Raw genomic sequence first — 20,030 nt, 5'->3', positions numbered from 1 at the left:
GCGTTATCAGGGGGCAGAACAGGAGAGCTTTCCCGCCAGAGAAATAACCCTCCTGTAAATACGTTACTTCATTTTCACCTTTGCGGTGACCAATAACGCCGTCAGCAACATCAATGTGCCGGACAACATCAACGGCGAAGTCAGACCAATATTATCCAGCGCATAACCGCCGATTGCCGCGCCACAGGTATTAGCAAGCTGAATAACCGCCACCTGAATAGACCCGGCTTTTTCTGCCTGATCGGCCAGTGAGCGGGTGATCCACGTTGACCAGCCGACAGGAACCAATGCAAAAGTTAGCCCCCAGATAATCGCCACGCCGGTAGCAACGATTTTATCGCTTCCCCACAACGTCAGCACCAACGCACTCACAGCCAGTATTAACGGCGCGCCTGCTAAGGCCAGTTTTACCGAACGTTTAAGAATGAACGACGAAAGCGACGTACCAATAAAGCTGGCGATACCAAAACTCAACAGCACCAGAGTTAAGCCATCCACGCCGAATCCCGCCAGGTTCATATACACCGGGCGAATATACGTGAAGAAAGCAAACTGCCCGGCGAAAGACATGAAGATGGCGATCATCCCTGCCATCACACCCGGACGTTGTAATAAGCGGAAAGTATTTTGTTTCTGATGCGAGGGTTCGCCTGGCAGCGAAGGCAATGATTTGATAATCCAGAAAATACACAGCACGCCCATCACCGCCGCCGCATTAAAGACATTGCGCCAACCGATAAGCTCGCCTAAAAAACTGCCCAACGGTGCGGCAATCACCAGCGCAATAGAAACCGCGCCGAAGATCACCGACAGCGCCTTCGGCACCGTACGCGGCGGTACCAGACGCATGGTCAGCGACGCCGACATCGCCCAGAACCCGCCCAGCGCCAGCCCCAGACAGGCACGACCAATTAAAAGCAAACTGAATGAGTTAGCAAAGGAAACCAGCAAACAGGAGAGCGTCAGCAAAACGGCAAATAAAATAACAACGTAGCGGCGGTCAGTGGCCTGAATTGTCTGGGTAATAAACAAACTGGCAAACATTGCCACAAAGGCGGTCACGGTCACCGATTGCCCGGCAACCCCTTCCGAAATGCCTAAATCCTGGGCCATTGGCGTCAACAAACTGACGGGCAAAAACTCAACGATAATCAGACAGGCGACACAAAACGCCACCGAGAAAACGGCTGACCAGTTCGGTCGGGTGATGGCATCCGCGCCGCGGTTTTCGGCAATAAATTCACTCATGGTGTTACCCGTGGCATGTTTCAGGGGAAAAGCCGACCACTTTAACATTGAAATGTGTGACGCATTTAACGTTTTTGCAACTTTTACGGTGTTGTGGGAAAAGTTCGAGGCTGCTCGAAGAAACAAAAATCATAGGGCAAGCTGATATGCATTTTCGCGATTGGGTTGGGAATAAGGGATAAAGTATTGCACTTGGTGATATACTTTAATAACAGGACCTCAACGATATGCGCGTGTTTAAAACCAAATGGTTTGCAAGGGAAGCCAGGTCTCATGCAATAACAGACGAAGAGTTGTGCCGGGCCATTTTAGAAACGGAGCAAGGTAAAGCTGATGCACTTGGTGGTGGCGTTTTTAAAAAGCGCCTTCACCAAAATCGTGAGCGTGCAATTATTCTGGCAAAAGGGGGAAGCAATTGGTTTTACACGTTTTTATATGCAAAACAGGATATGTCGAACATCAATAGTCAGGAACTGGCTGGGTTTCGTGAACTTGCAAAGCATTATGCCTTCCTGACGAAAGCCCAGCTAACAGCAATGATTAACACTAAAGAACTGACAGAGATCTGCTATGACTGCAAAAACTAAATTTAAAAGTCCTGCATTTGAGGCTATTCACAGCGCAGCGGCTGGATTGTCCAGCGTCGATGCTATTTCTGCCGAAACGATGCGTACTTTTGACAAAGCCTGCCTGACCAGCGTGCAAGACCTACAACCTGTTGAGATAAAAGCACTGCGGGAAAAATTAAAAGTGAGTCAGCCCGTCTTCGCTCACTATCTCAATACCAGCGTTTCAACTGTACAAAAATGGGAAAGTGGCGCTAAACGCCCCAATGGCATTTCATTAAAACTGCTCAGCATTGTGCAAAAACACGGGCTGGATGTGCTGCTGTAAATAGAACGTAGATAATGCGTTCACCTACTGTCAGTTCCGATACCGGACGCGGCGTGAACGCCTTATCCACTCGACAGGTCAGGCACGGTCTGTAGGCTGATAAGACGAAGCGGTTTTAATGCAGCCAGTGAACGCCCTCGGCAGGCTGAAAGAATGCGTTATAGCGCATCTGAAAAGCATTAATATCCTGCATTTCAGGTTCAGTTTCGCGCAGAAAACCCAGCGCCAGCCTGACCTGAGCATCGGTAATCGGCGCGGCAAGGCGGGCTTTTTGTAAAATCCGATGCCATTGCAGCAGGTTCTGTTCGCTACCATCGACAATGACAATTTGCCAGATGAGCAACACCTGCGCGGCGTTTTGCAGGTGCGACTCATCCGGACGATGCAAATAACGTAAAAATTCGTCACCGGCTGACTTTCCCATTTGATCGACCATCGACTCCACGGGTACGACATCGATATTCAGCCGATCGCTGAGACGGCGAATCGCTTTTCTGGCCCCGGATGTCAGCACCCGAAAACCAACCACAAACACTACCGCCAGCGTGGCGAGCATTATCCAGATCATGAGTTCTCCTGCGTAATCAGAACTCATGATATCTGGAAACCCTCGCCAGTTACTAATCCACCAGAATAATCTTCAGTGCAAACAGAGCTGCGACCACCACCACACACAGGTTCAGATCGCGCCAGCGCCCGGTGCATACTTTCATGATGCAGTACGACATAAAGCCGAGTGCAATCCCTTCGGTGATCGAGAAAGTAAAGGGCATCATCACCGTGGTAATAAATGCGGGCACTGATTCGGTAAAATCATCCCAGTTAACGCGCGCCAGGCTCGAAGTCATCAGCACGCCAACAAAGATTAACGCTCCGGCGGTTGCGTAAGGAGGAACCATCGCCACCAGCGGTGAGAAGAACATAACTAACAGGAACATAACGCCGACCACAACCGCAGTCAGCCCCGTGCGGCCACCGACTGCCACACCAGAAGTACTTTCAATATAGGCAGTAACAGACGAGGTGCCGATAAACGCACCCGCCACCGAACTGACGCTATCAACATACAGCGCCTTATTCATATTGGGGAATTTACCGTTACTATCTATTAAGCCAGCTTTATCAGTTACACCAATTAATGTTCCTGATGAATCAAATAGGTTGATCAGCATAAAGGAGAAAATGATACCGGCGAGTTCAAGTGTTAACGCGCCGCTCAAATCTACTTCACCAATGACGCCGCTAATATCAGGCGGAATGGAATAGACGCCGCTAAAATGAACATCACCGAAAAATAATCCACAGCAAGACGTCACCACAATAGAAACCAGCACCGCGGCATGAAAATGACGTGATGACAACACGGTTATAATAAAAAACCCTAAAATACCTAACAACACACCGTGAGAACTTAAATCGCCAATCATCACCAGGGTGTCTTTATTGGCGACAATAACGCCAGTATTTTTTAATCCCATTAAGGCGATAAATAATCCAATTCCACTGGTGATACCAATACGTAAACTTAATGGAATGTTGGAGATCATCCAGTACCGGATACGAAACAGCGTGAGCAAAAATAGCCCAATTGCACCCCAGAATATCGCGCCCATCCCGGTTTGCCAGGAGATCCCCATAGCCCCCACGACCACGAAGGCAAAGAAGGCGTTCAGCCCCATTGCCGGAGCCAGCGCCACGGGTAAGTTAGCAAATATCCCCATCGCAATACTGCCGATACCGGCAATCAAACAGGTGGTAACAAACACCACTTTCGGGTCCATTTGTGCCGCGCCGAGGATTTGCGGGTTCACAAAAACGATGTACACCATGGTTAAAAAAGTGGTCATCCCCGCAATCAATTCTGTGCGGACGGTGGTCCCATGCTGAGGTAGTTTAAATAATCGCGAAAGCGTCCCTGATTCATTACTCACGTAATCGGTATTGTCATTATTCATTTTTTGTCCATTGGAGGAGATTTAATCCCTTGCTTTTGTAAAACAAATGACAACAACGGTTCAGTGATAATTATCACATTTCAATTGCACATTAATGGATATTCTTTAATAATCTCGCGACGTTTCTTTATGATAAATAATAATCAAATTGATAAAATCAAAATGAGAAAAATATGAATAATTCTATTAACCATAAATTTCATCACATTAGCCGGGCTGAATACCAGGAATTGTTAGCCGTTTCCCGTGGCGACGCTGTTGCCGATTATATTATTGATAATGTCTCTATTCTCGACCTGATCAATGGCGGAGAAATTTCCGGCCCAATTGTGATTAAAGGACGTTACATTGCCGGTGTTGGCGCAGAATACACTGATGCTCCGGCTTTGCAGCGGATTGATGCCCGCGGCGCAACGGCGGTGCCAGGGTTTATTGATGCTCACCTGCATATTGAATCCAGCATGATGACGCCGGTCACCTTTGAAACCGCTACTCTGCCGCGCGGCCTGACGACCGTTATTTGCGACCCTCATGAAATCGTCAACGTGATGGGCGAAGCCGGATTCGCCTGGTTTGCCCGCTGTGCCGAACAGGCAAGGCAAAACCAGTACTTACAGGTCAGCTCTTGCGTGCCCGCTCTGGAAGGCTGCGATGTTAACGGTGCCAGTTTTACCCTTGAACAGATGCTCGCCTGGCGGGACCATCCGCAGGTTACCGGCCTTGCAGAAATGATGGACTACCCTGGCGTAATTAGCGGGCAGAATGCGCTGCTCGATAAACTGGATGCATTTCGCCACCTGACGCTGGACGGTCACTGCCCGGGTTTGGGTGGTAAAGAACTTAACGCCTATATTGCTGCGGGTATTGAAAACTGCCACGAAAGTTATCAGCTGGAAGAAGGACGGCGGAAATTACAACTCGGCATGTCGTTGATGATCCGCGAAGGGTCCGCTGCCCGCAATCTCAACGCACTGGCACCGTTGATCAACGAATTTAACAGCCCGCAATGCATGCTCTGTACCGATGACCGTAACCCGTGGGAAATCGCTCATGAAGGGCATATCGATGCCTTAATTCGCCGCCTGATCGAACAACACAATGTGCCGCTGCATGTGGCATATCGCGTCGCCAGCTGGTCGACGGCGCGCCACTTTGGTCTGAATCACCTCGGCTTACTGGCACCCGGAAAGCAGGCCGATATCGTCCTGTTGAGCGATGCGCGTAAGGTCACGGTGCAGCAGGTACTGGTGAAAGGCGAACCGATTGACGCGCAAACCTTACAGGCGGAAGAGTCGGCGAGACTGGCACAATCCGCTCCGCCGTATGGCAATACCATTGCCCGCCAGCCAGTTTCCGCCAGCGACTTTGCCCTGCAATTCACGCCCGGAAAACGCTATCGGGTCATTGACGTCATCCATAACGAATTGATTACGCACTCCCGCTCCAGCGTCTACAGCGAAAATGGTTTTGATCGCGATGATGTGTGCTTTATTGCCGTACTTGAGCGTTACGGGCAACGTCTGGCTCCGGCCTGTGGTTTGCTCGGCGGCTTTGGCCTGAATGAAGGTGCGCTGGCTGCGACGGTCAGTCATGACAGCCATAATATTGTGGTGATCGGTCGCAGTGCCGAAGAGATGGCGCTGGCGGTCAATCAGGTGATTCAGGATGGCGGCGGGTTGTGCGTGGTACGTAACGGCCAGGTACAAAGTCATCTACCGTTGCCCATTGCCGGGCTGATGAGCACCGACACGGCGCAGTCGCTGGCGGAACAAATTGACGCCTTGAAAGCCGCCGCCCGTGAATGCGGTCCGTTACCCGATGAGCCGTTTATTCAGATGGCGTTTCTTTCTCTGCCAGTGATCCCCGCGCTAAAACTAACCAGTCAGGGGCTATTTGATGGCGAGAAGTTTGCCTTCACCACGCTGGAAGTCACGGAATAATAAAAAAAAAGCCCGGCGTCATGCCGGGCAAAAGTCACCAGTTACGTTTATGCCACTGTCAACTGCTGAATTTTTTTCTCGCGGCGGATTTTGCGTTCTTCCATCACCGCCACTATCGCCATCAGGCAGATACAACCAATCGCGGCGATATCAAGTGCGGCGAAGGTGCCTGCCCAGCCGGTAAGGCCGAATACCGGCGTCCCATCGGCAATCATTCCCAGACCTAACTTGGCAAAGCTGTCACCAATCAGGTAAGCAAAGGTGCCTTTAATACCATCGGCAGCGCCAATCGCTTTTTTAGGTACAAAGCCAACAGCAGCCACACCAATCAACAATTGCGGGCCAAAGACCAGGAAACCCAACGCAAAGAGAGAAGCCAGATAGATATATTCGTTGCTGGCATGTTGATACACACCGAGCGTGGCGATAATCAGCGCCAGCGCGATGCAGGCCACCAGGCCACGGCGACCGTTCGCCAGGTCAGAGAGCCAGCCCCACAGCAGCGTACCGACCAGCGCACCAGCTTCAAACAGCGTAAAGCCCTGAATCGCCACCGCTTTAGAGAGTTTCAGTTCCTGGAACGCGTATACGGTTGACCACTGGTCGATACCAATACGTACCACATAGAGGAAAATGTTGGCGAAGCACAGCAGCCAGATCACTTTGTTTTTCAGCACATACTCAACAAAGATCTGCCACTTGGTCATATCGGTAGATTCAGTCTCTTTGTCCTCTTCGCTGATCTCCTCGCCGAACAGTTCTTCAGCTTTGCCGAGGCCATAAGATTCCGGGGAGTCGCTGCCGTAACGCAGGCCGATAAAACCGACAATCAGCGCGATAATCGACGGGAAGATAAACATGCCGATGACATGGCCATCGAACAGGTAATTTGCGCCGAACAGCGCCACACCTGCTGCGCCTGCACCGCCAAGGTTGTGAGAAATGTTCCAGAAACCGAGGAACGTCCCGCGTTTACGACGCGGCGTCCATTTGGTGATGGTGGAGTAACTGCACGAACCGCCGGTGCTCTGGAAAAAGCCGCTTAAGGCGTAGAAGGCAATCATCAGGAACAGGCTAACCGAGCCGCTGCCCATACTGGCACTGAAGCCCAGCATACAAATGGCAGACAGGATCAGCATGAACGGCAGGAATTGTTTGGTGTTTTTGCCGTCGGCGTAGTAGGAAACCAGCGTTTTACCCACGCCATAAGTGATGGAGAAACCCAGGCCGATCATCCCCAGCTGCGTCATGCTCAACCCGTAGGTCGAAATCATATCGTTCTGCGCGATGTTAAAGTTCTTGCGAATCAGGTACATCGTCAGGTAGCCGATAAAGACCACCAGGTAGGATTGCATGAACGGTTTGAACCACATTTTGCGCCGCACTTCGAGCGGAAGGTCCAGGGTCGGCTTGCGAACCTGGTTTAAGAAAGCCAGCATGGGTTACTCCTGAAATGAATACCTGCGTGAGGCATGCATTGTAAAAATCAGCAGCAAATCAGGCCTGAGATAGCGTCCAGGCAAAACCTGGAAAATTTCTTAGTTTTGCCGGATATGAAGTGAAAAGGTGAGATGCATCACGCTTCGCGCGGTGCCTGGGCGTTCAAAAAGGGCAGTAACAGCAGTGCGGAAATCCCGGCGGCGATAGAGATAACCACAAAAAATCCGCTCCAGTGCCAGGTATCGAGTACTTTCGCCAGTGGCCAACCAGCAAGCGACGCCCCCAGATAAGCAAACAAGCCGACAAACCCCGTCGCCGCCCCTGCCGCCTCTTTGTGGGAACACTCTGCCGCCGCCATGCCGATTAACATCTGCGGGCCAAAGACAAAAAAACCAATAGTGAAGAAGCAGGTTGCCTGCATCACGTAGCTGGCAAATGGCATCAGCCACAGCGAGCCGACTGAAAGCAAAATTCCGGCGGCGAAAATCAAATTCATCGGCCCACGGTTGCCGTTAAACAATTTGTCCGAGCCCCAACCGGCTACCAGCGCACCGATAAATCCGCCCAGTTCAAACATCGTCACTGCCGTATTCGCCGTGACCAGATCGACGCCCAGCGTCTCGGACATATACAAATTGCCCCAGTCGTTGATTGCCGCCCGGACCACATAGACCAGCACATAGCAAAACGAAAGCAGCCAGATATACGGATTCAGCAACACATACTTGGTGAGGATCTCTTTACGCGTCAGCCCTGCCCCTTCTTGTTGTTGAGCAATCTCCAGCGCGTCGTGCCGCCATTCACCTACCGCCGGTAAACCTAACGCCTGCGGGCGATCGCGCAGCCGCCAGCAGAGAAAAATCCCCACGACGATCGCCATACAACCAGCAATCATCATCCCGGCACGCCAGCCGTAATGTAGTGCAGCCGCTGCCATCACAATTGGAATGAGTGCGCCGCCGACGTTATGCGCCGTGTTCCATAATGCCCACCAACCGCCGCGCTCGGTACGAGAATACCAGGCGGTTAACAGACGCGCACACACCGGTGAACCCCAGCCCTGGAAAAAGGCGTTCAGCACCCAGAGTACGGCAAACGCCCATAGCGACGTCGAGAAGCCAAACAGAATGTTGATAATGCCCGTGGCGATAAGCCCTATCCCCATAAAATAACGGGCATTTGAGCGATCGCTGACAATGCCGGAGACAAACTTCGACACGCCGTAAGTAATGTAAAACAGGGTCGCTAACAGGCCGATATCGCTACGGCTGAGCACGCCGTTAGCAAGGATTTCTGGTACGGCGGCGTTAAAACTTTTCCGCGTGAAGTAAAACAGCGCGTAACCCAGCCAGATGGTCAGCAGAATATGCCGACGCCAGTAGCGATAGCGTGCATCAATTTCATGTTTGTCAGTCATTAATGGCGCATCGGCAGGCGCTTTCAGAAACGGCAACATCATCGAACCTTAGACATAACGTTGAGGTAGAGAAACGCTGACACGCGTGCCGTGCAGACAGGAAATGTGTAATGTGCCGCCCAGCGCCGTTACGCGCTCGCGCATTCCGGTGAGGCCAAAACCTTGTTGCCCGGAACCCGGCGGCAAACCGCTGCCATCGTCTTCAATCACCAGCATCAACCGTTCATCCTGCTGCCAGCCTTGCAGCGTAACCGCGCTGGCATCGGCATGTTTCACAATGTTGTTCAGCCCTTCCTGGCAGACGCGAAACAGCGTCACGCGCTGGTTTTCACTTAACGCTGACTCATCGATACGCCATTCGAGATGGCTGACAATGCCGCGCCCTTCCAGCTCCATTTCCCGCATCAGTGAGCGGATGGCCTGCTCCAGGGTGAGATCATCCAACTGGCGCGGACGTAACCGTCCTAATAAACGGCGCACCGCGTCGTAAACGCCCAGCGATAGTTGTTCGATGAGCTGCCCGCTCTGCTTCACGCTGGCGTTATCTGCCGCCAGCCGCTGAACAATGCCCGCTTGAGTACGAATGGCAGTGATGGTCTGGCCGATATCGTCGTGCAGCTCACGCGCCACATCACGGCGCACGCTCTCTTCGGTTTCCAGCAACCGTTCAGCCAGATGCTGATTGCGCGCCAGTTCCTTTTGCAGCGACTGGTTAAGTTCACGCAACCGCTGGATGCCAGCGCCCAGTAACAACCCTGTCAGACTTTGCACCAGCAACGAGAGCAATAAATCCACCGGATGATCGCGCCAGGTTTGACTGGCGATCAGCGCGATGGCGTTCATCAACGTCGCAATCAGCGCTCCTTGCCAACCATAGTGCCAGGCCAGCGCAATAATCGGCAGCGCCAGGCAGAATGGCGTAAAGCGCGACAGTTCGTCCGGCAATCCCAACTGGAGCCAGAGACTAATAACAAACAGCAGCAAGTACCAGACCAGATGCCGCCCGCGCCAGTTGATCGGTTGAGAAACTAACGACGGGCCGAGCGGCAGCCAGGTGTTATTGGCGAGATAGTGCCAGAACACCAGACATATCGGGGCCAGCGTCAGGCCGCCAGTTAAAGTCAGTAGTAGCGCATTCCACGACTCTTTGCCGTGCCAAAGCCAGGGCAGCGACTGCAACAACGCCGCCGCCGTTAACGCCGCCCCCTGTAACAGCAAGGTGCGCCAGTCACGCTGATGGCGATAGCGCGAGATCAGCGCTACGGGCAGTAACGTCAGTAAACTACCGATCATCAATAAGGAAAAATGGGTTAACCCGACCGCCTGCGTTAGCCAGTAAATCAGCAGCCATTCCGCGCCCAGCAATACGGGCCAGTATCCGCGCGGGCATTGCAGCATTAGCCCCAGACGCAGACCAAACGGAAATAACAGCACCGCCATATCAGGGCGCTCAACCAGGTGCAGGCTGATACTCCACAGGCAAAACCATGCGGCAGAGAAGATAAAAAAGCAGGCAATAACGGTAATTAAGCGGGAGAACAACGTCTTCATCACCAGCCATCAAACATGCGGCGCGCCAGTTCAACGTCGTTACTGACGCCCAGTTTTTCCATCAGATTGGCGCGATGGACGTGTACCGTTTTCGGTGACAAGCCCAGTTCGGCGGCAATCTCTTTCACCGCCATTCCTTGCGCCAGTTTTTCCGCCACCTGGCGTTCGCGTTTGGTCAGCGGGTCCTGGCGACCGGATGCCAGTTTAATGGCAATATCCGGCGTCAGATAACAGCCGCCCGTGGCAACCGTATGCACCGCCGCAATCAGTTCGTCAGGGCTACAGCGTTTGGAGAGAAAGCCGCGCGCCCCCGCGTTAAGCGCCTGCTCAACCAGCGCCGGACTGTCATGAACGGAGAGCATAATTGTCGCCATACCTTTCGGCAGCTGGCTTAGCAGTTCCAGACCGGAGATATCGGGCATGGAGATATCGCAAATACACACCTGCACACCCCGCCCCGGCAGCCCCGCCAGCGCCTCGCGCCCCGAACCAAACTCGGCAACTACTTGCAAATCAGGCTCCAGCCCCAGCAACTGCGCAAAGCCGGAGCGGACGATAAGGTGATCGTCTATAAGGGCAACGGTGATCATGATTGGGTCCTGGCGGATAAAAAACGCGCATACCTTAACGATAAGCGCGATGTTGTTCAAGTTGGATATGGGGTATGTATTGGCTGAATGATGTTGGGCTTATCGTCAAAACGCTTACCTGAAAGGTAAGCGTTTGGTGCGTGTTATTGAGAAAAAGCGAATTATTTGTAGGTTGCAATCGTAATATTGCCTGAGAAATTTCTCCTTAGATTGCGGACATCATTATCCCTTGCCCAATAATCATCTTTGTGTCTATAACTTTCATCGGAATGTACATAGGGAGAATCATCTTCAGCGTCGTTATCGATAATATTTTCGCCCTTAGTGGTATAGATATAATTAGCAACATCAAAGGTGTCATTCGCGTTATTTACGACTGCTCCTAACATGCAAAGGGTTTGTGTGAATCCGTATTCTGAGAAATCGACATGCTGATGGTAACTTCTACCATTCAAAGCAACCAAACTCGGACAAACATCTATTGTATCGCCAACAGATGTAGCGGCGCGACGCACATCAAGTGCAGCGTTATCATTAGCAACATGAAATGCTTGTGAACAGGCATAAAACAAATTTCCAATCCCGGTACGACTGGATAAACAAGAAATAATTTTTGCTATTTTTTCTGGCTTTATACCATCCTGCACTAAAGAATCTCTCACCAGATGACATTCATCAGGTGTGAAAACAGCTTTCTTGAATATTTCCTCATAAACTTCATAAGAAGGAGATTCAGAGAGAGTGAGAGATTTGATGGAATGTGTTGAATCTGTAATTTTTTTGCGAAGTAATTCACTTATAGTGCCGTTTATTTTTTCACCACAACATAAAACAAATGAACTTCCCTCCAGAACTTGTCTTTCTGTATCTGCAAGGAGTGAGCTAAATTCATCCTCATGAAGCTTAAGGTTTTTTATAGATGATTGATGTAAATACTTTTCTGGAATTAAATCTTTTTGTTCCCTTATAAGCTCTATCATTCGGCGTTCGGTTTGCCTATCAAAAGAGTATTTCATGTTATAGTTATTTTTAGCAACTTCCAGCTTAAGAGCATTTGCAGCAACTGTTAATTCTGAGATTTGATCTTTTTCAAATTGATCGTGATCTGATAATAACCTTATAAACTCTTTTACGTTTCGACCACTAAAATCCATATCCCTACACTTTTTATCAAAACACTTTGTTTCGTCATTAAACTCACGATACATATCAGTGACTTTAAATTTATTACTTCCGGTCTGCTCAATTTTTATATAGCTATTCATGCCTGTAACGGCAATCCATGTCTTATAACTCGCATTCTCCGATTCAGGCGTAACATGAAAATAAGGAACCAATTTATCACTAATATCATGCCGATAGATATGAAATGAATCTAAAAGATATAATAAAAAACTTCGAAAAATGTCACGAAAAGTGTCATCTTTAAACCTTGCCCTATAATTATCGAGCAGGCCGCTTTGTTCTATCATATTAAATTTATGAAGATTATCCTCGAGACTTTTGTCGATACTCTCCCTTAGACTCTGACTCTGAAACTGGCTATTATCATTCTCTGTTTCCGTTGGATATGTATAACTCGTCACACTAACCATAGTAACCTCGCAATATGACACTTTGCATATTTTGACATTGTTAGAAGCATCAATGGTTAGCATGATAAATATCTCAATACTAACCGCTATATTTCATTTATTTCAATAATAAGACTATAGTGCAGTTAATTTTTATCGATTTCCCCAATGCAATTGCATCACTAACACTACTTATTCACTATCAAAAATCGCTCATTTTTTTAAAAAGACTGTTTACACACAAACGGTTAAGAATACGCGATCAACTTAATGATAAACGCGATTTATCAGGCAAAAATCATAAATCAGCAGTTGTTGCGGCACCGTAAAATGTAAAAGCGATTTTATCGCTGATGGAGTTTTGTTCGTCGACACTACCGGTAGTAATATAACGAGCGCACTGAAGCTTAACTTCATTATCAACGTTTTTCACCATCGCTACATACATCTTTTGGCTAAAACTATTTATAGTAAAATCCATTTCATTAACATATTTAGCATGACCCACAAAAATATTTCCCTGGTTGTCCAAACCACTGGGTGAACTAAAACTTTCGGAACTATTTTTCAGCAACTCTTGAACATCAGAAGATTTTTCTTTTAAATATCTTTGATAGAATTGTATACTAGAATAATAAAAACATGTAATCCCTTGAGGACTGGCTAAGCAAGCGACTATTTCATCAATCTTATCATCCGTAACGTTACCGTTTGGTTTTTTTAATAACTCTCTTACCTGAGAACACTCATCTTCTTTAAAGCATACGTCTGCAACCACGAGTCCAAGGGTATGTTCAACAGCGGTCTCATATTTTTTAGTTTTATCTGCTAATATTTTAAGAATATCTTTACTTAACTCAACACCGCAACAAGTAATTTTGGTGCCGCTATTTATTTTTGTGCCAGATTTTTTTTGTTCTTGATCTTTTACACATCTATGAGCATCTGCCCGCATAGAATCGAAGCAATCATCAGGAAATTCAGGATCTTTCTGAACAGGTAAATTCCCCTCGTCCTGCTGAACTCTCAACTTTAATAAATCATATATATTATTCTCAATATCTGCAGTAATTACGTGTTTAAAATCCGTATTCTTCATAACAATACTATTAACTAATTTTTTCCTCAAAACCGTGTCAGCAGAATGTGTTTCTAACGCAGCAGTTTTTTCAGACAGCGATTTGATAATAGTCGCCACAGCCACTCCAGAATATGATGTTTCTTTTACTATTTTTTTTGTATTTTTTTCACCTGCATCAAACTGTATAACTTTAAAGGATTTGCCACCTGTTTGTTCGATTACGGTATATTCGTTCTCTCCAGTTGCCGCCATCCAGGTACGATTGCCATTATTTTCAGTGCCTGGCATAGGGTGGAAATAGTTAAGGATTTCGGTGTTAACACTGCGAGAACCGGACATAATATTTGCTATTAAGCGCTTTATTTCCTGCAACATCCATTTTGCAAAATTACTGCCGGGCGAATATTTTTTCTCGCTATTTGTAATATCAAGCTCAGCAGCGACATTTATATTTTTATCCAAAAAGGTGGAAGAGCAGAGATTTGACATCATTATTCCGCTGTTTATAGGGCTTGCCATAATATACCTCACGATGAACCATTAATTAATAGAATGCTGGTCATGACCATTGGTATAGACAGCAATCAGAATTTAACACCATCGCTGGAAATTTTAGCCCTAACTGTGAACCCCCAAATTACTGGTGCAGCGACTTAAATTAACATTCAGGGCTAATAAATTGTGCCTGAGATGGTCTCTGGCACAATTTCACCCTATATATCTGAACGGATCTATCAAAAATCGCTCATCAGTACCCCCCCGAGCGGTTTAATGTCGCTCCTTACTGAAAAAACACCGCAATCTTGTTAAACATCGTCGGATCGGACTGATTACGCTGCACTTTCACCACATCTTCCAGCTTGTCTATCTGGCTTATCATCTGCTCCAGACGCTGGTCGTCATTGACCAGTAGCCAAATGTGGCTTTTGTCGCTGTCCTGAATCGGCAAGCAAAGAATGCCCTCAACGTTAAAAGCGCGACGGGCAAAAAGGCCACAAACGTGGGTCATTACGCCCGGATGGTTGCGAACGGTGAGTTCCAGAATCACGTTGTCATGAGTTGTGTTTTGCATGGCTTATTCCCCCACCATTTCAGTATTCGCCGCACCTGGCGGCACCATCGGGTACACTTTTTCTTCGGCATCAATACGCACATGGATCAGCGCCGGACCAGGGCGATTGATGATTTCTTGCAATGCAGCCTGCGGATCGGCTTCGTTATTCAAATCACAGGTTTCGAGACCGAATCCGGCGGCAATCTGCATAAAGTTGATTTTTCCCGGATAGGTAGCGGCAAAAACGCCCTGCTTGTAGAACAGACTCTGTTGCTGATGCACCAGCCCCAGCGCTTCGTTGTTCATCAGAATGATTTTGACATCCAGCTGGTTTTCACTGGCGGTCGCCATCTCCTGAATATTCATCATCAGGCTGCCGTCGCCGGAGAAACACAACACTTTGCGATCCGGGTTCGCCAACGCCGCGCCAATCGCCGCAGGCAGGCCAAAGCCCATCGTGCCCAGCCCGCCAGAGGTCAGCCACTGGCGTGGGCGATTGAGCGGATAGGCTTGCGCGGTCCACATCTGATGCTGACCAACGTCGGTGGTGATAATCGCATTGTCATCGACACAGGCGGCAACGGCGTTGATCAGGCCGTAATGGCTTAATGGATCGCACGCTTTCGGGATTGGACACGGAAATTCGCGCTGCAAATCCGCCACCAACTGGTGCCACTCTGCACGCGGTTGCGCTTCCACCAGCGGGATCAACTGCGCCAGCACGTCATCAACATCCGCCTGAATCGCCACATGCGGTTGCTTGATTTTACCCAGCTCTGCGCGGTCGATATCGACATGAATAATTTTGGCATTCGGGCAGAACTGCTCGGTTTTGCCAATCGCCCGGTCATCAAAACGCGCACCGAGCACAATCAACAAATCCGCCTCCTGCAAAATATAGTTGGTGCTGCGCACGCCGTGCATCCCCAGCATACCCAGCGACAGCGGATGCGCTTTTGGCAGCATACCCAGCGCCATTAAGGTCATGGTAGTTGGCAGTTGCGCTTTCTCCGCCAGTTCACGCACCCGCGCAGGCGCATTGATCACACCGCCGCCCAGATAAAGCACCGGGCGTTTGGCGGCGTTAATCATTGTAGCTGCGTCACGAATGCTTTCTTCGCTAAAGGCAGGTGCGGCGGCTTTTTCTGCCACCGCGGGCTGTGCTTCAATCTCAAAAACTGCCGTTTGCACATCCTTAGGAATGTCTATCCACACCGGGCCAGGGCGGCCTGATTGCGCAATGCGGAAGGCATCGCTCATGACCTGCGGGAGTTCTTCGATATGTCTGACCAGATAGTTGTGTTTGGTGATGGGGATAGAGATGCCGTAGGTGTCCACTTCCTGGAAGGCGTCGGTGCCGATCATCGAGGCGGGAACCTGACCGGTGATGCAAATCAGCGGGATGGAATCCAGCCGCGCATCGGCAATGGCGGTCACCAGGTTAGTCGCACCCGGTCCGCTACAGGCCATACAGACCGCCGGTTTACCGTCGGTGCGCGCCATTCCCTGAGCGATAAACCCCGCGCCCTGTTCATGGCGAGCCAGAATATGGCGGATTTGCGTGCTTTGGCTTAAAGCATCGTAAACAGGCAGGATAGAACCGCCCGGAATGCCCGTCACAATCTTAATGCCCTGCTGTTCCAGGAAATGAACGATAAATTCTGCGCCGGTAAAGCGCTTACGCGTCGATGTTGTGCCCGAACTTGCCATGCTCCAGTCCTTTTCTTCTGGGCCGACTTCCCGGGAGGTGCTTAAACGAAAAACCCCGCCCGGTTTGCGCCGGCGGGGTTTTGGAATCGTGTGTTGTTCCAGTCCCTACGGCGCATTGCCGACGACCACCACCACACGCACGACGACCACTGCGGCGGATGGCGCAGTTGGTAGTAGTTTTGCGTTGAACATGGAAGTAGTCATTGGGGACCTTGTTGGTTTTGTGTTTAACAATATTTATACAAGCACAGCTTTACAGGGGAGACAATGGAAAATTTTTCAGCAAGGGAAAATTGAGGGGTTGATCACGTTTTATACTGAATTGCAGGTAACAAAAAACCCCGCCGGAGCGAGGTTTCGTCAGCTGCCTGCGGCTGGTAACCGCAAAGCACACTGTATTATGTCAACACTGAAAGTATACCTGTTCCGCGCAGAACGCGCAATTTCGGCACGAATTTTGACGTATTTAGTACATAGTTGAGTATCGATCACAGTTTGCGTTTTGTCTAAATATTACTGTTTATTTATACAGTAAACTTCTATAATATCACTGTACGCAATGTGTTATGCGGGGGCCGCATCGTTACCCGGCGCACTAAGTCCTGGCTGAAACGGGTGGTGCCGTCAGCGCCTTAACCCCGCGTGAGCACACTGTGTTATGTCAACAAGCACAACGTTTCTCCTTGAGATACCGCGTGCACAACAGCTGGCAACAGGCAGCGGAAAGGTACGTCAGCTGGCAGTGCTCCTGAACCACAGGAGACGCGTATGAGCCTGGTGGATATCGCCATTCTTATCCTCAAACTCATTGTTGCAGCACTGCAACTGCTTGATGCTGTTCTGAAATACCTGAAGTAATTCAGATTCAAGTCGCACCAAAGGGGAGCGGGTAACCGCTCCCCTTTTATATTTAGCGTGTGAGTTGGTGTCGGATGCGATGCTGACGCATCTTCTCCGACCTACCATCCCTCCCGGCAACATTTATTGCCGCTTTTGTTTACATATTCTGCCGTTTTGCTTTTCGCCATTCCCGGCACATATCTGGCTAACATTCATCAATGTGATAGATTCCTCTCCCGCATTTATGGGAATGCGTAGTGACTTATTCTAATTATTTTTATAAAAGCATCCGTGATAATGAAAAGGCATAGAAACGTCAATTTGTTATTGATGTTGGTATTACTCGTGGCCGTCGGTCAGATGGCGCAAACCATTTATATTCCAGCTATTGCCGATATGGCGCGCGATCTCAACGTCCGTGAAGGGGCGGTGCAGAGCGTAATGGGCGCTTATCTGCTGACTTACGGTGTCTCGCAGCTGTTTTATGGCCCGATATCCGACCGCGTGGGTCGCCGACCAGTGATCCTCGTCGGAATGTCCATTTTTATGCTGGCAACGCTGGTCGCGGTCACGACCTCCAGTTTGACGGTATTGATTGCCGCCAGCGCGATGCAGGGGATGGGCACCGGCGTTGGCGGCGTAATGGCGCGTACTTTGCCGCGTGATTTATATGAACGGACACAGTTGCGCCATGCTAACAGCCTGTTAAACATGGGGATTCTTGTTAGTCCGTTGCTCGCACCGCTAATCGGCGGTCTGCTGGATACGATGTGGAACTGGCGCGCCTGTTATCTCTTTTTGTTGGTTCTTTGTGCTGGCGTGACCTTCAGTATGGCCCGCTGGATGCCGGAAACGCGTCCGGTCGATGCACCGCGCACGCGCCTGCTTACCAGTTATAAAACGCTTTTCGGTAACGGCGGTTTTAACTGTTATTTGCTGATGCTGATTGGCGGTCTGGCCGGGATTGCCGCCTTTGAAGCCTGCTCCGGCGTGCTGATGGGCGCGGTGTTAGGGCTGAGCAGTATGACGGTCAGTATTTTGTTTATTCTGCCGATTCCGGCGGCATTTTTTGGGGCATGGTTTGCCGGACGTCCCAATAAACGCTTCTCAACGTTGATGTGGCAGTCGGTTATCTGCTGCCTGCTGGCTGGCTTGCTGATGTGGATCCCCGACTGGTTTGGCGTGATGAATGTCTGGACGCTGCTTGTTCCCGCCGCGCTGTTCTTTTTCGGTGCCGGGATGCTGTTTCCGCTGGCGACCAGCGGCGCGATGGAGCCGTTCCCCTTCCTGGCGGGCACGGCTGGCGCGCTGGTCGGTGGTCTGCAAAACATTGGTTCCGGCGTGCTGGCGTCGCTATCAGCGATGTTGCCGCAAACCGGTCAGGGCAGCCTGGGGTTGTTGATGACCTTAATGGGATTGTTGATCGTGCTGTGCTGGCTACCGCTGGCGACGCGGATGTCGCATCAGGGGCAGCCCGTTTAAGCGCACATCACCGCAGCATCGTCATCAGCTCCATGGGAGAACGATGCTGCTTTATCAGATCACGCATCACCCGCATATGCGGTGCGGAGTAAGAATAAAACGCCTGATAGCCCGCACATAGCATGCTGTCTGGCGTCTCCTCCCGAGCGTGCGGACACAGCCGATGCCAGTCGCACGCCTGGCAGTCACGGCGCGGGTGCGGGTTTTCGCTGCCACACCATTTTTGTAAAGTGGCATCAAAAAGCTCAATCGAAATACGACTGATATCTGCCCGCACCCAACACTCAAACAGGGCAATTAAAAATTTCCCCCACAGCTCTGCTGTCACCGAAGCGGCCGTCATATCGCCCCGGTCATCAAATTCAAGATGGGGAATAAGCTGTACGGAGCGGATGCCCCGCTGTTTGAAATTGTGATAAAAATCGGCAGGTTGCAGAGTATCCTTATACTCTACAACCAGTTTATGCCTGTCCTCTTCAGCATCAATGACCTGACTTCCTGTCATGCGACTCTCTCAATAAATACGATAAGTTGATGTATATGCGTTACAGCAAACAGTATTGCGAGAGATAACACCGCGAGGGAGATCAAAAATTTGTCACGGACTACGTGAAATTGGGAAAAATCGCTATTCGTGACATCCATTAAATTGCGATTACGGGTGTAGTGCCAGAGGATCAGCGCCACGATGGCGAGGATGCCAATCGAAATCCAGAATAACATGCCCGCCTGGTGCCAGTTGTGTTTGATAGCCAACGCCATCAACGCGCCGTAGCCCAGCATGGTACGAAACCACGCCAGTGATGTACGCTCCGGCTGCAGCCCTGGGTCGGCAATGCGTCTGGCTTTGCGGCTATCCGGCATACAACACCAGTCCCATAACGATCACTGCTACGACCATCAATATTAAGCTGATGATTAATAAGCTGTTGGTGTAGGGCAGGTCCTCTTTCAGACGCATCGCTTTTTCATTGCGTAACCAGCGCAAGTAGCCATACATCGCTAACCCGCCGGAAAACAGACACAACAACAACGCCAGCAGTTCGCGAATGACGGGCGTGGCGAAATCTGGCGCAAGTTGATCAAGCCCAACCCCCGCCGCCAGAAATCCTAGTGCAGTACGGATCCACGCCAGAAAAGTACGCTCATTAGCCAGCGAGAAGCGGTAATCAAGCGCTTCTCCGAGGCGGGAAATTTTCATTGTTGCTCCTTTGCAATTTCACTAACGCTCTACCTTTAGCGGTTTTTTTTAAG

General features: G+C 49.9%; 20 protein-coding genes. 5 read left to right on the top strand and 15 right to left on the bottom strand.

Annotated features, from left to right (window positions below; translation table 11 throughout):
* Positions 1 to 63 precede the first annotated feature (63 nt).
* Complete coding sequence (gene nepI / locus ACJHW7_RS15720; RefSeq protein WP_001288548.1) at positions 64 to 1,248, bottom strand: purine ribonucleoside efflux pump NepI; 1,185 nt, start codon at positions 1,246 to 1,248, stop codon at positions 64 to 66.
* Positions 1,249 to 1,481: 233 nt separating this feature from the next.
* On the opposite strand from nepI, the gene ACJHW7_RS15715 reads away from it, so the two are divergent.
* On the top strand, positions 1,482 to 1,835 hold the full coding sequence (locus tag ACJHW7_RS15715; protein WP_001521686.1) for a type II toxin-antitoxin system RelE/ParE family toxin: 354 nt from the start codon (positions 1,482 to 1,484) through the stop codon (positions 1,833 to 1,835).
* Positions 1,819 to 2,142: a helix-turn-helix domain-containing protein gene (locus tag ACJHW7_RS15710; RefSeq protein ID WP_000125642.1), complete on the top strand. Its 324-nt coding sequence runs from the start codon at positions 1,819 to 1,821 to the stop codon at positions 2,140 to 2,142. The genes ACJHW7_RS15715 and ACJHW7_RS15710 overlap by 17 nt, the downstream gene beginning before the upstream one ends.
* A 115-nt stretch (positions 2,143 to 2,257) precedes the next feature.
* Here the strand turns inward: ACJHW7_RS15710 and ACJHW7_RS15705 are convergent, their stop codons facing one another.
* Positions 2,258 to 2,710 carry a DUF1198 domain-containing protein gene (locus tag ACJHW7_RS15705; RefSeq protein WP_001295241.1) on the bottom strand — a complete coding sequence of 151 codons (453 nt, stop codon included), beginning with the start codon at positions 2,708 to 2,710 and terminating at the stop codon, positions 2,258 to 2,260.
* Between the two features lie 52 nt (positions 2,711 to 2,762).
* Positions 2,763 to 4,097 carry an adenine permease AdeQ gene (gene adeQ / locus ACJHW7_RS15700; protein WP_001362489.1) on the bottom strand — a complete coding sequence of 445 codons (1,335 nt, stop codon included), beginning with the start codon at positions 4,095 to 4,097 and terminating at the stop codon, positions 2,763 to 2,765.
* 173 nt (positions 4,098 to 4,270) lie between these two features.
* Between adeQ and adeD the strand changes: the two genes are divergently transcribed.
* Positions 4,271 to 6,037 (top strand): adenine deaminase, encoded by a 1,767-nt coding sequence (adeD, locus tag ACJHW7_RS15695; protein ID WP_001065715.1) that lies wholly within the window; start codon positions 4,271 to 4,273, stop codon positions 6,035 to 6,037.
* A gap of 47 nt (positions 6,038 to 6,084) precedes the next feature.
* Here the strand turns inward: adeD and uhpT are convergent, their stop codons facing one another.
* The 9 genes from uhpT to ivbL all read right to left on the bottom strand — a co-directional run bounded on the left by uhpT (position 6,085) and on the right by ivbL (position 16,658).
* Entirely contained in the window at positions 6,085 to 7,476 is a 1,392-nt protein-coding gene (gene uhpT / locus ACJHW7_RS15690; RefSeq protein WP_000879194.1) for a hexose-6-phosphate:phosphate antiporter, read from the bottom strand.
* Positions 7,477 to 7,613: 137 nt separating this feature from the next.
* Positions 7,614 to 8,933, bottom strand: coding sequence for an MFS transporter family glucose-6-phosphate receptor UhpC (gene uhpC / locus ACJHW7_RS15685; RefSeq protein WP_001358267.1), 1,320 nt, complete (start codon positions 8,931 to 8,933; stop codon positions 7,614 to 7,616).
* A gap of 9 nt (positions 8,934 to 8,942) precedes the next feature.
* Positions 8,943 to 10,445, bottom strand: coding sequence for a signal transduction histidine-protein kinase/phosphatase UhpB (gene uhpB, locus ACJHW7_RS15680; protein WP_001308147.1), 1,503 nt, complete (start codon positions 10,443 to 10,445; stop codon positions 8,943 to 8,945).
* The gene (gene uhpA, locus ACJHW7_RS15675; protein ID WP_000633668.1) at positions 10,445 to 11,035 is read right to left on the bottom strand and encodes a transcriptional regulator UhpA; all 591 of its coding nucleotides are present in this window, start codon (positions 11,033 to 11,035) and stop codon (positions 10,445 to 10,447) included. The genes uhpB and uhpA overlap by 1 nt, the downstream gene beginning before the upstream one ends.
* Positions 11,036 to 11,196: 161 nt before the next feature.
* Entirely contained in the window at positions 11,197 to 12,300 is a 1,104-nt protein-coding gene (locus ACJHW7_RS15670) for a hypothetical protein (RefSeq protein WP_001308148.1), read from the bottom strand.
* A gap of 607 nt (positions 12,301 to 12,907) precedes the next feature.
* Positions 12,908 to 14,209 (bottom strand): hypothetical protein, encoded by a 1,302-nt coding sequence (locus ACJHW7_RS15665; protein WP_000168044.1) that lies wholly within the window; start codon positions 14,207 to 14,209, stop codon positions 12,908 to 12,910.
* A gap of 262 nt (positions 14,210 to 14,471) precedes the next feature.
* Positions 14,472 to 14,762 (bottom strand): acetolactate synthase small subunit, encoded by a 291-nt coding sequence (gene ilvN, locus ACJHW7_RS15660; RefSeq protein ID WP_001181706.1) that lies wholly within the window; start codon positions 14,760 to 14,762, stop codon positions 14,472 to 14,474.
* 3 nt (positions 14,763 to 14,765) lie between these two features.
* Positions 14,766 to 16,454 carry an acetolactate synthase large subunit gene (gene ilvB / locus ACJHW7_RS15655; RefSeq protein WP_021557340.1) on the bottom strand — a complete coding sequence of 563 codons (1,689 nt, stop codon included), beginning with the start codon at positions 16,452 to 16,454 and terminating at the stop codon, positions 14,766 to 14,768.
* 105 nt (positions 16,455 to 16,559) lie between these two features.
* On the bottom strand, positions 16,560 to 16,658 hold the full coding sequence (ivbL, locus tag ACJHW7_RS15650; RefSeq protein ID WP_001312198.1) for an ilvB operon leader peptide IvbL: 99 nt from the start codon (positions 16,656 to 16,658) through the stop codon (positions 16,560 to 16,562).
* A gap of 564 nt (positions 16,659 to 17,222) precedes the next feature.
* Between ivbL and tisB the strand changes: the two genes are divergently transcribed.
* Complete coding sequence (tisB, locus tag ACJHW7_RS15645) at positions 17,223 to 17,312, top strand: type I toxin-antitoxin system toxin TisB (protein ID WP_000060506.1); 90 nt, start codon at positions 17,223 to 17,225, stop codon at positions 17,310 to 17,312.
* Positions 17,313 to 17,591: 279 nt separating this feature from the next.
* Entirely contained in the window at positions 17,592 to 18,776 is a 1,185-nt protein-coding gene (gene emrD, locus ACJHW7_RS15640) for a multidrug efflux MFS transporter EmrD (RefSeq protein WP_001383664.1), read from the top strand.
* Positions 18,777 to 18,783: 7 nt separating this feature from the next.
* On the opposite strand, the gene ACJHW7_RS15635 is transcribed toward emrD, so the two are convergent.
* The 3 genes from ACJHW7_RS15635 to ACJHW7_RS15625 are packed head-to-tail and all read right to left on the bottom strand — an operon-like array spanning position 18,784 to position 19,977.
* Complete coding sequence (locus ACJHW7_RS15635; RefSeq protein WP_021557341.1) at positions 18,784 to 19,281, bottom strand: radical SAM protein; 498 nt, start codon at positions 19,279 to 19,281, stop codon at positions 18,784 to 18,786.
* Entirely contained in the window at positions 19,278 to 19,640 is a 363-nt protein-coding gene (locus tag ACJHW7_RS15630) for a DUF202 domain-containing protein (protein ID WP_001113432.1), read from the bottom strand. The genes ACJHW7_RS15635 and ACJHW7_RS15630 overlap by 4 nt, the downstream gene beginning before the upstream one ends.
* A complete protein-coding gene (locus tag ACJHW7_RS15625) occupies positions 19,630 to 19,977 on the bottom strand; it encodes a YidH family protein (RefSeq protein ID WP_410233565.1) in 348 nt (115 codons plus the stop codon). The genes ACJHW7_RS15630 and ACJHW7_RS15625 overlap by 11 nt, the downstream gene beginning before the upstream one ends.
* Positions 19,978 to 20,030: the final 53 nt, after the last annotated feature.

Origin of the sequence: Escherichia sp. WS1152 (assembly GCF_046487665.1) — a bacterium.
In the GTDB taxonomy this organism is placed as follows: Bacteria; Pseudomonadota; Gammaproteobacteria; order Enterobacterales; family Enterobacteriaceae; genus Escherichia; species Escherichia coli.
Note: the sequence above shows the minus strand (reverse complement) of the source record. Positions and strands in the feature narration are given on the sequence as shown.

Coding starts and splice junctions, on each gene's coding strand:
- uhpC (WP_001358267.1), bottom strand. CDS start 8,933: ATGTTGCCGTTTCTGAAAGCGCCTGCCGATGCGCCATTAATGACTGAC.
- ACJHW7_RS15710 (WP_000125642.1), top strand. CDS start 1,819: ATGACTGCAAAAACTAAATTTAAAAGTCCTGCATTTGAGGCTATTCAC.
- ACJHW7_RS15630 (WP_001113432.1), bottom strand. CDS start 19,640: ATGCCGGATAGCCGCAAAGCCAGACGCATTGCCGACCCAGGGCTGCAG.
- ilvB (WP_021557340.1), bottom strand. CDS start 16,454: ATGGCAAGTTCGGGCACAACATCGACGCGTAAGCGCTTTACCGGCGCA.
- nepI (WP_001288548.1), bottom strand. CDS start 1,248: ATGAGTGAATTTATTGCCGAAAACCGCGGCGCGGATGCCATCACCCGA.
- uhpT (WP_000879194.1), bottom strand. CDS start 7,476: ATGCTGGCTTTCTTAAACCAGGTTCGCAAGCCGACCCTGGACCTTCCG.
- adeQ (WP_001362489.1), bottom strand. CDS start 4,097: ATGAATAATGACAATACCGATTACGTGAGTAATGAATCAGGGACGCTT.
- ACJHW7_RS15670 (WP_001308148.1), bottom strand. CDS start 12,300: ATGAATAGCTATATAAAAATTGAGCAGACCGGAAGTAATAAATTTAAA.
- ilvN (WP_001181706.1), bottom strand. CDS start 14,762: ATGCAAAACACAACTCATGACAACGTGATTCTGGAACTCACCGTTCGC.
- ACJHW7_RS15635 (WP_021557341.1), bottom strand. CDS start 19,281: ATGACAGGAAGTCAGGTCATTGATGCTGAAGAGGACAGGCATAAACTG.
- ivbL (WP_001312198.1), bottom strand. CDS start 16,658: ATGACTACTTCCATGTTCAACGCAAAACTACTACCAACTGCGCCATCC.
- ACJHW7_RS15625 (WP_410233565.1), bottom strand. CDS start 19,977: ATGAAAATTTCCCGCCTCGGAGAAGCGCTTGATTACCGCTTCTCGCTG.
- ACJHW7_RS15705 (WP_001295241.1), bottom strand. CDS start 2,710: ATGATCTGGATAATGCTCGCCACGCTGGCGGTAGTGTTTGTGGTTGGT.
- ACJHW7_RS15665 (WP_000168044.1), bottom strand. CDS start 14,209: ATGGCAAGCCCTATAAACAGCGGAATAATGATGTCAAATCTCTGCTCT.
- uhpB (WP_001308147.1), bottom strand. CDS start 10,445: ATGAAGACGTTGTTCTCCCGCTTAATTACCGTTATTGCCTGCTTTTTT.
- tisB (WP_000060506.1), top strand. CDS start 17,223: ATGAGCCTGGTGGATATCGCCATTCTTATCCTCAAACTCATTGTTGCA.
- uhpA (WP_000633668.1), bottom strand. CDS start 11,035: ATGATCACCGTTGCCCTTATAGACGATCACCTTATCGTCCGCTCCGGC.
- adeD (WP_001065715.1), top strand. CDS start 4,271: ATGAATAATTCTATTAACCATAAATTTCATCACATTAGCCGGGCTGAA.
- emrD (WP_001383664.1), top strand. CDS start 17,592: ATGAAAAGGCATAGAAACGTCAATTTGTTATTGATGTTGGTATTACTC.